The 13,693-nt window shown below is 33.3% G+C and carries 13 protein-coding genes, 1 tRNA gene and 1 pseudogene; 11 read left to right on the forward strand and 4 right to left on the reverse strand.

The features are described 5' to 3' along the window. Positions 1-498: 498 nt before the first annotated feature. The 3 genes from RFW85_RS17450 (at position 499) to RFW85_RS17460 (ending at position 2,491) form a co-directional block, all read left to right on the forward strand. A complete protein-coding gene (locus RFW85_RS17450; RefSeq protein ID WP_003651366.1) occupies positions 499-678 on the forward strand; it encodes a hypothetical protein in 180 nt (59 codons plus the stop codon). 84 nt (positions 679-762) lie between these two features. After that, positions 763-1,767: an AraC family transcriptional regulator gene (locus RFW85_RS17455; protein WP_170247754.1), complete on the forward strand. Its 1,005-nt coding sequence runs from the start codon at positions 763-765 to the stop codon at positions 1,765-1,767. A gap of 97 nt (positions 1,768-1,864) precedes the next feature. Further along, a complete protein-coding gene (locus RFW85_RS17460; RefSeq protein WP_080026919.1) occupies positions 1,865-2,491 on the forward strand; it encodes a sterol desaturase family protein in 627 nt (208 codons plus the stop codon). 92 nt (positions 2,492-2,583) lie between these two features. On the opposite strand, the gene RFW85_RS17465 is transcribed toward RFW85_RS17460, so the two are convergent. Next, the gene (locus tag RFW85_RS17465; protein ID WP_309171743.1) at positions 2,584-3,435 is read right to left on the reverse strand and encodes a LysR family transcriptional regulator; all 852 of its coding nucleotides are present in this window, start codon (positions 3,433-3,435) and stop codon (positions 2,584-2,586) included. Between the two features lie 94 nt (positions 3,436-3,529). Here RFW85_RS17465 and RFW85_RS17470 point away from each other — a divergent pair. From RFW85_RS17470 to RFW85_RS17480, 3 genes and pseudogenes are all read left to right on the forward strand, one after another. Further along, a pseudogene (locus RFW85_RS17470) lies at positions 3,530-4,458 on the forward strand (DMT family transporter). Positions 4,459-4,695: 237 nt separating this feature from the next. Next, positions 4,696-5,160 (forward strand): hypothetical protein, encoded by a 465-nt coding sequence (locus RFW85_RS17475; protein WP_170247756.1) that lies wholly within the window; start codon positions 4,696-4,698, stop codon positions 5,158-5,160. 241 nt (positions 5,161-5,401) lie between these two features. Then, positions 5,402-6,817: a cytosine permease gene (locus RFW85_RS17480; protein ID WP_170247757.1), complete on the forward strand. Its 1,416-nt coding sequence runs from the start codon at positions 5,402-5,404 to the stop codon at positions 6,815-6,817. 60 nt (positions 6,818-6,877) lie between these two features. Here RFW85_RS17480 and RFW85_RS17485 read toward each other — a convergent pair whose 3' ends face one another. Further along, the gene (locus RFW85_RS17485) at positions 6,878-7,315 is read right to left on the reverse strand and encodes a PACE efflux transporter (protein WP_086264525.1); all 438 of its coding nucleotides are present in this window, start codon (positions 7,313-7,315) and stop codon (positions 6,878-6,880) included. 89 nt (positions 7,316-7,404) lie between these two features. On the opposite strand from RFW85_RS17485, the gene RFW85_RS17490 reads away from it, so the two are divergent. Then, positions 7,405-8,289 carry a LysR family transcriptional regulator gene (locus RFW85_RS17490; RefSeq protein WP_170247758.1) on the forward strand — a complete coding sequence of 295 codons (885 nt, stop codon included), beginning with the start codon at positions 7,405-7,407 and terminating at the stop codon, positions 8,287-8,289. 1,113 nt (positions 8,290-9,402) lie between these two features. Beyond that, positions 9,403-9,479, forward strand: a tRNA-Ile gene (locus RFW85_RS17495). Between the two features lie 169 nt (positions 9,480-9,648). Here RFW85_RS17495 and RFW85_RS17500 read toward each other — a convergent pair. Continuing rightward, entirely contained in the window at positions 9,649-10,512 is an 864-nt protein-coding gene (locus RFW85_RS17500; protein ID WP_216076486.1) for an iron-containing redox enzyme family protein, read from the reverse strand. 279 nt (positions 10,513-10,791) lie between these two features. On the opposite strand from RFW85_RS17500, the gene RFW85_RS17505 reads away from it, so the two are divergent. The 3 genes from RFW85_RS17505 (at position 10,792) to RFW85_RS17515 (ending at position 12,961) form a co-directional block, all read left to right on the forward strand. Beyond that, positions 10,792-11,364 carry a TetR/AcrR family transcriptional regulator gene (locus tag RFW85_RS17505; protein ID WP_170247760.1) on the forward strand — a complete coding sequence of 191 codons (573 nt, stop codon included), beginning with the start codon at positions 10,792-10,794 and terminating at the stop codon, positions 11,362-11,364. A gap of 140 nt (positions 11,365-11,504) precedes the next feature. After that, entirely contained in the window at positions 11,505-12,050 is a 546-nt protein-coding gene (locus RFW85_RS17510) for a 1-acyl-sn-glycerol-3-phosphate acyltransferase (RefSeq protein ID WP_170247761.1), read from the forward strand. A gap of 161 nt (positions 12,051-12,211) precedes the next feature. After that, positions 12,212-12,961 (forward strand): YebC/PmpR family DNA-binding transcriptional regulator, encoded by a 750-nt coding sequence (locus RFW85_RS17515; protein WP_170247762.1) that lies wholly within the window; start codon positions 12,212-12,214, stop codon positions 12,959-12,961. 44 nt (positions 12,962-13,005) lie between these two features. Here the strand turns inward: RFW85_RS17515 and RFW85_RS17520 are convergent, their stop codons facing one another. After that, a complete protein-coding gene (locus tag RFW85_RS17520) occupies positions 13,006-13,476 on the reverse strand; it encodes an Lrp/AsnC family transcriptional regulator (RefSeq protein ID WP_002050132.1) in 471 nt (156 codons plus the stop codon). Positions 13,477-13,693 lie beyond the last annotated feature (217 nt).

Consider the following 13,693-nt stretch of genomic DNA (forward strand, 5'->3'; position numbering starts at 1 on the left):
ACATTTCAAAAACTTTGTAGTTCTATTAAAAAATCACATAAAAAAATGCTCATAAGCAAAAATAGCAAATGAGCATTAGTGATAACCACTTAACCTGAAATACAAATTGTGGGAAATAGATCACAATTTGCATGAGTATAATTTCAAAATTCGGCTTAAAGATCAAGTCTTTTTTTTAACAAAAATTTAAAAAACCATTATAACATATTGTTTTAAATAAATTAAAAAAATAAATTTAATTTATAACCGCTATTTTATAGTGCTTCTAAAGAATTATCATTCTATTAATTAATAAAAACTTAATTTTAAGAATAATTAAAAAGACATCCGTCAAGTCGAATAAATTAAAAATCAATTTAATTTCATGTAGTTATATTAAAATCATCAAAAAATTAAATTTTACAGAATTACATAATTTATAATAAAAAAAACATAAATAAATTTAGAAATCTCCTTCAATTGCCAATAATATCTTTAGACTTTTTATCAGAACGTAACATGCTCATTTTTTGGAAAATATTATGTATCTTATTACTAAGTCTAGGCGCTACAAGTATAGGTTTTGCGATTAGTAACATCGATCTTTTTCTTTTTTTTATAGGTTTGCTTTTATTAACCTCTTTTATCTTAGCTTTAAAACAAGCACGTGAAGATGCGGGTTTCTTTCCTGATCATTAAACTAATATAAGTTTCTGAGATATAGAATCAGCAATAAAATCATGATTGAATATGCGCTATAGTTTATAGGGTTGTCATCAAATTATGTCTAAAAATTCTTCAGACGCTGGAATTTTTTTATGGATGACTTACGAGACTATGCAAAAGATGGGCTTAGATGCAGCATCTATTTTTGCAAGTGTAAATTTGCCTAATCAACCACCCGATAAAAATATTCGTAGAGATAATTCTACCCAACATCGTTTTTGGACAGCTGCTGAAGAAATCAGCCAAGATCCTGATATTGGCTTACATGTAGGTAAGCAAATGCCGCCTTTCCGGGGTTTGGTCATTGAATATCTATTTTTGAGCAGCTCTACATTTGGTGAAGGATTGCAGCGCACTCTAAGATATCAAGCCCTACTTACAGATGTATTTAGCCTTTCCTTAACCATTAATGAAGATCAAGCAATATTATCGGGTTTTGAGCATCCCGTAAGACATTATCTTGAATGTGGCATCGGTATTTTTCTTAATTTTTTTAAATATATTACAAATAACGAGTTTAGGCCTAGCCAAATTACATTACCTTATCAACAAGGCGCTTCAGCTAATAATTATCAAGAAGCTTGGAAATGCCCGGTAATTTTAAACCAAAAACAAGGCGCTATAATTTTTCCTAGTACTTTATTGAATAAAGCATCACCAGCGGCTGAACCTGAATTATTAAAAATTCATGAAACAATTGCTGAACAGCAACTATCAAACTTAGAAAAGCATCAACTTGTTTATGCAATTGAGCGCTTGCTCAGCAATGGTTTACTTGAATCTGGTCAATTCGATCAAAAATTGATTGCAGAACAATTAAACCGCAACCCTCGTACTCTTCGCGCTGATTTGCAAGCTATTAATACAAATTATGAAAAGATTCTAAATCAACATCGAGAAAAACTTGCCAGACGTTTGCTTGCTAATACACAAGAAACTATTGATCAAATTGTTTATTTAACCGGTTTTTCAGAGCCCTCTGCGTTCACACGTGCATTCAAACGATGGACCAATGAAACTCCAAGTGCTTATCGACAACGTAAACAAAAACAATCAAATTGATTCTAAAGGCAATTGGTCTACTGCCTATTAGGTCAAAGGGATAAAACATTCTTCTTTTACAATGGCTTTAAATTGTAATTAAGAAGAAGTGACCGATATGCTTGGATTCCCTGTAGGTGTTTTTGTAGCAAATGGCTTGGAATGGTACTTTCATAAAGTTTGGCTGCATGAGTTTCCAAGCCAGTATCGTAATAGCCCATTTTTCACCCATATCGCACATCATAAACGTGCCCGTTTAAATGGCTTCCATGACGAAGGCTATGCCGAATCTATGCTTAAAAATGCTGAAATTTATAATGAAAAAACAGCCTTAATTGGATTAGCAGGTGCTGCTACCATTTTTTTACCTGTAGCTCCTTTTTTTACAGCTGGACTCTATTATGGTTTATGGAATTATTGGCGTGTACATGCTAAATCTCATTTAGACCCAGAATATGCAAAAAAACGTATTCCTTGGCATTATGATCACCATATGACAAGTAATCAGAATGCTAATTGGTGCGTTACCAGACCTTGGTTTGACTATATTATGGGAACAAGAGTAACCACCGAAGTATCTAAAACCGAAACCAATCCTTTAGGAATAAAATTACCTAAATGGGTAGAAAAACCTATTAATTCAGCTGCTAGACGTTTACTTGCTAAGTCTTTTGCCAAAATTGATTTAAACTCTCGTCAAGATCAATCTAATTTACGTGAAGGCATAGAAGTTAGTCTGACCTAGCCTATTGATCTAACTAAATTCAAAAGAAGCTGCGGAAAAAAAGGCAGCTTCTTTAAACAGACTTCTAAGAGTTAGCATTTAACTAACCAAGTTTAAGTTCTAAAAGACTCGAAACAACTCACCAGAAAATCCATTACTACACGTATTGCAGGACTATGTCGTAGATCTTCGTGGGTTACCAACCAGATTTCAGCACTCATGGGGTGATCATCTTGCAATCTGACCAAATTACTCAATGTGCCTAAAAAATCAGGTAACACAGCTAACCCAGCTTCTCCACATGCGGCTCTCCACTGAAGCTCAGGATGATTTGTAACCATTATAGGTTCTTTATTACCTAATCTTTCTTTTAACTTCTGCTGTTTTTGACCATGTACACCCCCGACTTCTACGCTGATCCATTCATAACTTTCAGAATCAGTTGAAGCTAAATAATTTGGAGCAGCGTATATCCCAAAAGGAATTTCACCTACTTTACGAGCAACTAAGTTTTCATCTTTAGGGCGTCCAAATCGTACAGCAATATCAGCCTCACTATGCTGCAAAGAAACATAATGAACATCACCGAGTACACGCAACTTTAATTGGGGATAATGACGATAAAACCTTCCCAGATGAGGCATGATAAGATGCGCTGCCGTTAAAGGAGGCATACTAATAGAAACACTACCCATCACTTCTTGCTGACCAGCCTGAGTTAAACGTTCAATAGAAAACGTTTCTTCCATCATACGAGCAACTACTTGTGCAAGATGCTCTCCATCAGGGGTAAGTATGTATGTGCGTGGTCTACGATCCACTAATTTAAGTTTTAAGTTTTGTTCTAGCTGGGCAATTCTTCTGGAGACAGTTGCATGGTCTACGCCCAATTTTCTGGCAGCAGCGGAAAGTGACTTTTCTTCGGTAAAAACTGAAAAGTAATGCAAATTTTCCCAATCAATCATTGTGCAATTTTTCACATTAGAAGTGTATTAATATGGAATTGTACACCTTTATAGATTTGTCGAGAATAAAACCTTTCTTAATGGGAGCCTGTCCATGAACAGAACGGTGGCTTATGCCTATGCTGGTGTTGTCTTAACGATGTTTTTTTGGGGATCAGCATTTAATGCAATGTCTTATATTATTCAACATATGCCCCCGTTATCTGCTGCGTCTGAACGTTTTTTTATTGCAAGTCTAGGCTTACTCTTAATCTTTTCAATAACAGGCCAGCTTAGATGGACAGCCTTAAGACAGAATCTAGTTATCTATCTGATTATTGGTATTATCGGAATTGCGGGATTTAACATTGGCTGTTTTTATGGACTTCAAACCACCTCAGCTGTTAACGGTGCTTTGATTATGGCAACTACGCCATTAATGACTCTATTAATGACAATCCTTTTAGATGGAGAAAAACTTAACACTCATAAATTCTTAGGCGTTTTATTTGGCTTAAGTGGTGTGTTACTGGTGATTAGTCAGGGACATATAACGACTTTGCTGCACCTCAAAATAGACATTGGAGATCTATTTATATTATTGGGCGCATTTGATTTTGCTTAGCAAATGTACTGTCTCGCCGTTATGTAAAAAATGCTACTCCCTTAGAAACAACAACTTTTTCTATGTTGTTCGGGGCAATAACACTTGGTTTGTTGAGTGTGATATTTGAAGATCCTCTTACAGCAATTGCATCTGCACCTTTAAATGCACATTTAGCCATGGCATATGTTGTTATCTGCTCTACCATGATTGCTTATCTATTCTGGTTTAATGGCATACAAAAGTTAGGTGCTGGTCGTGCTTCTGTCTTTTTTAACTTTGTGCCAGTGTTCAGTATGATAATTGCTCTACTTACTGGTCAAACCCTCAATATCTGGCAGTTACTAGGAACAGTTTTAGTGATGCTTGGTGTTATGAGTAGCGGAGGATTTTTTAAAATTAAAAGCACTCCACTTATGGTAAAACATTGTACAAAATAAGAAATATGCTGCTACATTAAAATCTATTATTAATATGTAGCAGCATTTCCAAATGTAAAGATTATCTCTCAACAATTTTTTTAAATTCTTATATTTTCAAAATATTTTTTTATATTTGTGATGGTTTATACAAAAGCTCATCTTAATTATTCCGTTGTAACAAATACTGTATGTTTCTTTAAAACTTAATGAAAGATTGCCATATATAGTTTTAAAACTACCAAAGGAGATATTAAAATGAAGCTGGATTTTACAACAATTGAAAAGCAAGCCAAATTGCTACAAGAAGAGCAAGAAAAGATCGAGCAACGAGATCATGAATTTCAAGTTGCCTTAGATAAGCACAGAGAATCCCTAAAGAATTTATTTAAAGATCTTTTCTCCGACCGAGAAATTAAGACAGAAAAAGGAGGTCACTTCTGTGTAACCTTCGGAGATTTCAAAATTTCCTTATTGATTGAAACTGCTAAATTTGAAAATGGAGTTCCTGTAAAATTAAACTCCGTAAATCCTGTTATTATTAAATGCAAGAAAGATAAGCCGATTGCAAAAGCACAGTTTACAGATGCAACCCAATATCTAGATAACCATTTAGACACTCCAAATTATCAGTATTATTTTAAGCAAGAAGATAAGACCCAACTGGTACAATTTTCTGAACTTCCCACTTATTTCCAACTTGTTTTAGACGCAAACGCATAAAATCGAGCCCTCTTCAGAGGGCTTTTTTATATATTATTTTTTTATCATTTAACTTTTTAAAAATAAAATCAGTCAAATACTTTTTCTATTTATCTATGAATTATTTAACTCAATTTTAATATCCAATACTTCAAAAATATTTGATTCTTCTTAAAATTACTTGTATATACATGTTTATATTTGATTATACAAATATGAATAAATAAGAATAGGATGGCTCTTAAAGGATAAGGAGAGTGAAATGGACTCATCGGCTGGGAAACCTAATAGTAGTTTTATAGAAAACCGAAGCATCGACTTTATTCCTGAAAATGAAAGACATGGCGGAGTATTTGCCCAATTCACCCTATGGTTTGGGGCTAACTTACAAATCACAGCCATTGTGACAGGCGCGCTAGCCGTTGTGTTAGGTGGGGATGTTTTTTGGTCTATTATTGGCTTATTAGTAGGACAATGTTTTGGTGCTGCCGTCATGGCACTACATGCTGCCCAAGGTCCTAAACTTGGTCTGCCTCAAATGATTTCAAGCCGTGTGCAATTTGGGGTTTATGGCGCGTGCATTCCAATCATACTCGTTTGCCTTATGTATATTGGCTTTACCGCAACTGGAGAGGTATTAGCGGGTAAAGCAATTGCACATTTAGCACATGTCAGCAATACAACTGGCATCTTAATTTATGCAAGTTTAATCATTTTATTCGCAACGATTGGATACCGTTTAATCCATTTGGTAGGTAAAGTAGCCAGTATTATTGGTTTGATTGCTTTTGTGATTATTTTGACTCAGATCTTAGCACTTTCTGATTTTTCTGAGCTCTTAGCAGTACGTCATTTCAGCTGGTCTTCATTCTTATTAGCAGTTTCCCTTTCTGCTTCTTGGCAAATCTCTTTTGGCCCCTATGTTGCAGACTATTCTCGCTATCTGCCAACTAAAACATCTTCATCTCGTGTTTTTTGGGCAGTGGGCTTAGGTTCTTTAATTGGCTCACAAATTTCTATGAGCTTAGGCGTTTTAATCGCTCAAGTTGCAAACGGCAATTTTGTCGGAAATGAAGTTCAATATGTTGTTGGTATGAACCCAATTGCCCTTGTCGTGACTTTTCTATATTTTAGTATCGCTTTTGGGAAAGTTACTCTGACGACCTTAAATGCCTATGGCAGTTTTATGTGTATTGCTACGATTTGGAATAGTTTCAAATCAACAAATCAAATCTCAAAAATAACAAGATTATTGATTGTCCTTGCTATGGTTGTAGTCTCAACCTTTATTGCAATTATAGGTGAACATACTTTTTTAAGCGCCTTTAAAGCATTTATTTTGTTTTTGCTTACCTTTTTTATTCCGTGGAGTGCCATTAATCTTGTTGATTACTACTTTATCTCTAAAGAAGAATGTGATGTTGATGCGCTCTATGATCCAAATGGTAAGTATGGACGTTGGAATCGGATTGGTATTACCTGCTACTTTCTAGGTATTTTGATTCAACTACCATTTATTGATAGTAAATTTTATACGGGTCAAATTGCGGCAATGCTAGGAGGAATCGATTTATCGTGGCTGGTAGGCCTTATCTCAACTGCTTTAATTTATTATATTTTCGCCAAGAAAGCTCAATTAAAGTTTTCAAAAAAGTTAGCTATTGATCAAATCAAATAATGAAGCTAGATAAGCTATCAAAGTCGATCACCTTGATAGCTTATTAAAATGATTTTACAGTTATTCTGGTAGCGCTTTAGCCTGCGCCGAAATAGGCAATCCAAATAACTTATCAAAGCTCCAATTAAATATAAAAGTATAGATAGGGATAATGATAATAAAGGCCACATCTAACCAAAAAGCAGCAATGAGGGAAATATCCATCCACCATGAAATAAGCGGAATTAAAAACAGAACCAAAGTAAGTTGAAAACCGATGGCATGTCCAACTCTACGCTTAACTGTACGGATATGACTGCTTTGTTTAGCTTCCCATTTCTCATATAAAATATTGTAGATAAAATTCCAAGTCACAGCGATGGTCGTAATCATGACAGATAGTGGCCCTGTATGTTCAACACTATCACCTGCCAAAATCGCTAACCCTACTGATGAAATAATCATGCCGATTATCTCATAGGAAGAAACATATACAATTCGACGCTTTATACCTTGCATAATCAACAAACTCTGCTTCATTCCTTATATTTTAATTTCAGTCAAAATCATATATAAAGTTAATAGCTTTCAGTTTAGCTGATATCAAAATGAATTTTAACAGTGAAAATATTGAACTTTTCATAACTGTACTTGATACAGGTTCTTTCTCTGCGGCCGCTCGTAAACTCAATCGAGTCCCCTCAGCGGTAAGTATGGCCATTGCTAATTTAGAAGCAGAATTGGGTTACATATTATTTGAACGGACTCCTCGAAAGGTCATTCCAACCGCTACCGCATTAGCTTTGGAACCTCAAGCACGAATTATCTCTGAACAACTTAGGCTATTTAGCAATCATGCACATGAACTTTCTTTAGGCCTTGAAAGTAAATTGCGTATTGGCGTTGTTTCTGATGTAAATACCAAACTATTGTTTTCTTCTATAAAAAAGTTAGCCGATAAATTCCCTTTACTGAACATAGAGATTATTACGGCTCCCCAAGACGACATTGTTAATTTACTTTATACGGAGCAAATCAGTCTTTGCTTAGCAGGTTCAGACCTAAATATAAAAATGCGTGAAAATTTGCAATTGGTCATGACTGAAACAGTAGTTGCCACAATTTCGTCTAGTCATAGTCTTCTACAAGATAAAACAAAACAGTTTTCTATTGAAGAATTAATCAATATTAGACAAATTGTTGTGGCGAGTAGTGAACATGAAATGAAAGATCCCCGTTCAATTATTGGTGCAATGTATTGGAAAACGAATAGTCTACAAACAGCAATTAACATGGTTGAAGCGGGACTCGGTTGGGGAAATTTTCCGTTATCATTAGTACAAGAAAAAATCGATCAAGGTCATTTAGTTCTTTTAGATTTTAAAAATACCAAAAATCATTTACCTCTATCCATTTACTTAATTTGGCTTCAAGACCGCCCATTATCTAAAGCGACTCGAGAACTCATCCAAATTATTCAAGAAAATTTATAAAATTTTATAGGTTATTTCTGAAAGTCTAAGGATTTTTATAATTTTAATTCTTTTTAAATCTAGTTATTTAAAGCTTAAGCTTATTACTCTGTACTCTATATCTAAATACTACTAAAAACAAAAAGCCTACTTAGAAAGTAGGCCTCTTGTTGTATTTCAGGATTAAGCAATAATATTTTATTTTGTAAAAAATACACTTATACTTTATTAAAACCAAGTGTTTCAGTCAAGTATAAAGTTTATAAGATACAAACATTTATATTATTGTGAAGACAGTCACAATTTAGGTTTTATATAGAAAATATTTTAGAGAAAGATAGTTTAATGATAAAAATTTCTATTACCTCTCTTAACAGCTTTTTTAGCAAAACACAATAAATACTTTAAGAAAAAGTATTTATTGTGTTTAAATTTATTTAAATAAAATATATTAAATCCCTTGAATTTGTTAATTTTATGTTTCATTATTAAAGTTGCTAACTTTATAGCTTAATGTTTGCTTTTTAATAAGTTGAGTTTAAATTTCAACCTATTATAAAAATTAATAATACTATTTTCTTAAGTAATTTGGACCTAATAGTTTATATTTTCTTTACTACCTATAAGCTAGAATCTTATTAAGAGAATTATTGCAACTATTATCTTTCGAAAGATATATAAAAGACGATTTATTATATATCTAAAGCTTAATTACAGTATAAAAATATAGAAAATTTTATATAGTATTTTTAACCTCCATTTATATTTATCTTAAGTAAATTTTTCTAACTCCAGTCTTTCAAAACATTCAAACAATACACCAACACTTACTGCTCATATTTTAAACAAAATTTATTTTATATAAATTAATGTCTCAAACTACAAATACAATTAAGTCATCGTCACAATAGATTGTTGGAATAAATTCTAATTGATCGATAAATAACTTCTCCCACTTTACTCTTGAAGTACACTTAAGCTAGAATCACTATCGCTTGAAATATTAACCAATATGACACAATATTTTTGGTTTAGTTTGCGTCTACTTCAGAAAATGACTTGTGTTTAATTAAAAAATTGATTAGTATTGCACGCACTGAAAAGCATTGAGATTAAAAGCTTTTCTGACTTATAGGGCCTATAGCTCAGTTGGTTAGAGCAGCGGACTCATAATCCGTTGGTCCACAGTTCAAGTCTGTGTGGGCCCACCAAATACCAAACCTCATAAACAAAAAGTTTATGGGGTTTTTTAATATATATCCAAATAGAATATGCTTTACTCTTATAAAAAATACTCAAAATTTAAATTTATTTTATCCCTAAATTTTAGATGTTTTAAAATACACTTACGTTCCTTACTAAATATTCATCTTTAATCTATTAAGCTAAGATTTGCTTTCGTATGGGCTCAGAATTCTCTAATTGTGTATCCCAGAACTTTTCCCATAAATCACAATATTCTAAGCATATCTTTTCAATATAGTTATAATCTTCTTCTGTACAAGCTTGCATCAACACATACCATAAATCTTCTTCATGATCATCGTCTGCTGCTTCAGCACTTTCATCCTCAGAGATACCATGTACATGATAATAACCACCACCGTCCACATCCAGACCAACTGCTTTAGTTGCTCTCCGTAAAGGTGGGCTATATAGAATCACCTCTTCTTCTGCAACTGCTAATAAGGCTGAAACTGCTTTGTAGTCATCATAAGTATTTTCTAAAAATACCCTAACCTGATCTGCAATTTTACTCGGGTGATAATTTTGGCGATCTTGTTCAGTGATACCAAAATCATTCAATATATCTTCAAATAAAGGATAATGAGCATATTCAGGATTTCCCTGATAGTAGCCATCTTTATCTAATCCTGGACGAAATCCAAACTCATCAAAAATATTTAAACTCAACAGAAAACGCGGAAACATTTTTGCACCAGCATGCAATCTCGGTTCCAATTGTTTTGTTTGAAATTGGGCCATGAGCAATGCATCAGTAAAAGTTTGCACAATTGCATGACGATACTCTAAGTGAATTTTTTTTAAGTCTTCTTTATTAATTTCGCCGTTATTTAAAGTATCAATTGCCGGATGATGGGATACTGGATGTTTAGCAATTTTTGCTCTTAAGTGAGTTAAAAAGTTTGAATTTTTTTCCCATAGTTCTACTGAAATGCTTTGCTTCATCCCTGCGAGTGCTTTCTTTCTAGGATTATTAAAATTCTCAAATTTCTTAGGCATATTCGCTCTCATTAAACTTATTGAAGCATGATCAATTTTTACATATTTTATTATAAAAACAATGACTTAAATTAATGTTTAAACTTATTCCATCATCAATTAATATTAGAATTAAAATGGTACGAAATCAAATAAAAATTTTAAAAAAAACTTCAATTAATGATAATCATTATCACAATCTCAACTTGAATCAAATTCACTTTTTCATTATCATAATTTGTATTAAAAATTTAATATTTTAGATTAAGTTATAATTAGTTTTAACTATATGGAATAGTAATGTCAAAAAAAGAAGATATTATAAATACTGCTTTAAATTTATTTAATCAGATTGGGTACAATGCTACTGGTGTCGACCGTATTATTGCCGAATCAAATGTTGCAAAAATGACTTTCTATAAATACTTCCCTTCAAAGGAAAATTTAATTATGGAATGTTTGCAACATCGGAATATAAATATCCAAAACTCTATCAATGAACAGTTGAGTTTGCATAAAGATGCTACTCCGCTAGAACAAATTCATATTATTTTTAATTGGTATATTGAATGGATCAATAGCGAAACATTTAATGGATGTTTATTTAAAAAGGCATTTATTGAAGTATCCAAACAATATACTTCAATTCGTGAACCATTTTATGAATATACAAAATGGTTGACTAATTTATTACATGAAAAACTTACTCAATTAGGCATAGAAAATCCAACTCCCCTTGTTCATATCATTATTTCTATTATTGATGGGATGATTATTGATGGGACGACAGATAAAAACCTTATTAACCCTGAAAAAATTTGGAAATATATTGAATATTTAATTAATGAAGAGATACCAGAACAGGCATCTTAATTTTAAAATTATCTAAGCTTATTATTCTATAACTTAGATAACCTTTAACTTTTGTGGTCTACTTTAGCTTTCATAATTTTTCTAGGCTTTTTTACAAACTCATATTAGAATCCTGAAAATTTATCACCTTGCACTGATGTATGAAAAAATTTCTAGGTAATTCTATCTTTAAAGCCGTTGGCTGGACTTACAATGTAGACCCTCAAATTCTTGAGAAAAAACAAGTTATTATTGGCTTTGAACATACCTCAAATCTAGATGCAGTGCTATCGATTGCCCTCTTCCAAATGTTAGACATCAAAATTCATACGTTAATAAAGAAGGAACTCTTTAAGGGCCCACTTAAGCCCCTTCTAGAAAAACTTGGTGGCATTCCTGTTGACCGTAAAGCAAGTAAAGATATCGTTTCGCAAATGGTTGAACAATTTCAAACCCATGAAACATTTAACTTAGTGATTGCTCCAGAAGCTACACGTGCTAAAGATGGCTCTGAACGAAAGCCTATCCGTACAGGTTTTTGGCATATTGCCAAAGCAGCTAATGTTCCTATTGTTTTAATGTATGCCAATGCTCGAAGTAAACAAGGTGGGATTTTAGGTAAAATTTACCCGACTGATTTACAAAAAGACTTGGAAACCATTAAAGAGTTATATGCTCAATTTGACATAGATGTAAAAATTAACTAAATCAAATTGGACTTGATTTGACCAAATCTCACTCATTAGGTCTTAAGCTTATTGTTCTTATTCAATTGGCTAACAAAACGCAGGGCAACAGTTTTCAACAAAACCAAGCCTATGCTAATATTCCAGCACTTTTGCATTTTCTTTTTTTGGAGTTCACGTCCATGGCGGGTCATTCTAAATGGGCCAATATTAAGCATCGTAAAGCTAAACAAGATGCAAGTCGCGGTAAAGTTTTTACTAAATATATTCGTGAAATTGTGACTGCTGCCAAACTTGGTGGTGGAGATCCTGCTAGCAACCCTCGTCTGCGTGCAGTAGTTGAAAAAGCTCTCTCAGTTAATATGACACGTGACACCATTAACCGTGCAATCCAACGTGGTGCTGGTGGTGAAGATAATGATGATTTAAAAGAAGTAACTTACGAAGGTTATGGGGTTGGCGGTGTTGCTGTTCTTGTTGAAACAATGACAGATAACTTAAACCGTACAGTGCCAGATGTACGTCACTGTTTTAGTAAAACAAATGGTAACTTAGGAACTGCGGGTTCTGTGTCTTATCTATTTACTAAGCGTGGTGAGATTACTTTTGAAGATGTTTCTTTAGAAGACAAAATCATGGAAGTTGCTTTAGAAGCTGGCGCTGAAGATATTGAAGTTTCAGAAGATGGCATTTTAGTAATCACCTCACCTGAGACTTTCGGTGAAGTACAAGATGCCCTTACTGCTGCTGGTTTAAAATCTGATAACGCAGAAGTTGTGATGAGTCCATCCACAAAAGCTGAAATTACAGATGTTGATCAAGCAAAACAAATTCTTAAAATGATTGATATGTTTGAAGATCTTGACGATGTACAAAACGTTTATACTAACGTTGAATTCTCGGATGAGGTTTTGGCTCAACTTGATGCTTAAATCAAACATTTGAATCAAAGAAAACGCACCATTTGGTGCGTTTTTTATAGCTTGTTGAGCAAGTTATAGCAATTAAACACATTATATTCTTTAATGACAAAGCTAGAATGCAAAGCAACTACATTGTCGATTTTTCCAATACGTCTTAATAAAATTTCACTGTAGTCATCCATGTTGCGTGCTACAAGCTCCAAAATAAAATCTGCACTTTGCCCTGTGACTAAGAATGCGTTTGTTACTTCTGGAATTGCCTCTATTTCAGACAAAAATTTATCAAATGTTTCACTATCATGTTTGCTCAATGATACTTGCAATAAAATATGTAAAGTAAAACCAAGCTTACTAAAATTAATTTCCCTTTTGAGCTGCCCCATGATGTTGGCTTCAATCAGGTGCTTAATACGTCGATGCACAGAACTGACTGACAGATTGATCCGTTCTGAAAGTTCATTCAAATTTAAGTCTTCATGAGACAAAATTTCTAGAATTTGTTTATCAAAACGATCTAACTCCACTCTTATCTCCAGCCAGAATTTCACAGTAAAGACAGTATAACCCTATACCACCACCTCTGCATTGAAAATACAAAGGTTTATGGGCAGCAAAACTCTTTTTCTTTTATAGACCTTAATTCTTTTATGCCTTTTAAACGTGCAAGTAGTGTCAGGGGAGGTTCATTTTAGAGAGTCAGTTTATGCTTAAATCTGATTTATCGATGCAAAATCCTTATTC

Source organism: Acinetobacter sp. 12966 (assembly GCF_031196995.1).
In the GTDB taxonomy this organism is placed as follows: Bacteria; Pseudomonadota; Gammaproteobacteria; order Pseudomonadales; family Moraxellaceae; genus Acinetobacter; species Acinetobacter geminorum.

What these genes read in the sequence shown, in the direction of transcription:
- RFW85_RS17465 (WP_309171743.1), bottom strand. Translation starts at nt 3,435, where the DNA reads ATGATTGATTGGGAAAATTTGCATTACTTTTCAGTTTTTACCGAAGAA.
- RFW85_RS17460 (WP_080026919.1), top strand. Translation starts at nt 1,865, where the DNA reads ATGCTTGGATTCCCTGTAGGTGTTTTTGTAGCAAATGGCTTGGAATGG.
- RFW85_RS17510 (WP_170247761.1), top strand. Translation starts at nt 11,505, where the DNA reads ATGAAAAAATTTCTAGGTAATTCTATCTTTAAAGCCGTTGGCTGGACT.
- RFW85_RS17475 (WP_170247756.1), top strand. Translation starts at nt 4,696, where the DNA reads ATGAAGCTGGATTTTACAACAATTGAAAAGCAAGCCAAATTGCTACAA.
- RFW85_RS17505 (WP_170247760.1), top strand. Translation starts at nt 10,792, where the DNA reads ATGTCAAAAAAAGAAGATATTATAAATACTGCTTTAAATTTATTTAAT.
- RFW85_RS17450 (WP_003651366.1), top strand. Translation starts at nt 499, where the DNA reads ATGCTCATTTTTTGGAAAATATTATGTATCTTATTACTAAGTCTAGGC.
- RFW85_RS17455 (WP_170247754.1), top strand. Translation starts at nt 763, where the DNA reads ATGTCTAAAAATTCTTCAGACGCTGGAATTTTTTTATGGATGACTTAC.
- RFW85_RS17500 (WP_216076486.1), bottom strand. Translation starts at nt 10,512, where the DNA reads ATGCCTAAGAAATTTGAGAATTTTAATAATCCTAGAAAGAAAGCACTC.
- RFW85_RS17515 (WP_170247762.1), top strand. Translation starts at nt 12,212, where the DNA reads ATGGCGGGTCATTCTAAATGGGCCAATATTAAGCATCGTAAAGCTAAA.
- RFW85_RS17480 (WP_170247757.1), top strand. Translation starts at nt 5,402, where the DNA reads ATGGACTCATCGGCTGGGAAACCTAATAGTAGTTTTATAGAAAACCGA.
- RFW85_RS17490 (WP_170247758.1), top strand. Translation starts at nt 7,405, where the DNA reads ATGAATTTTAACAGTGAAAATATTGAACTTTTCATAACTGTACTTGAT.
- RFW85_RS17485 (WP_086264525.1), bottom strand. Translation starts at nt 7,315, where the DNA reads ATGCAAGGTATAAAGCGTCGAATTGTATATGTTTCTTCCTATGAGATA.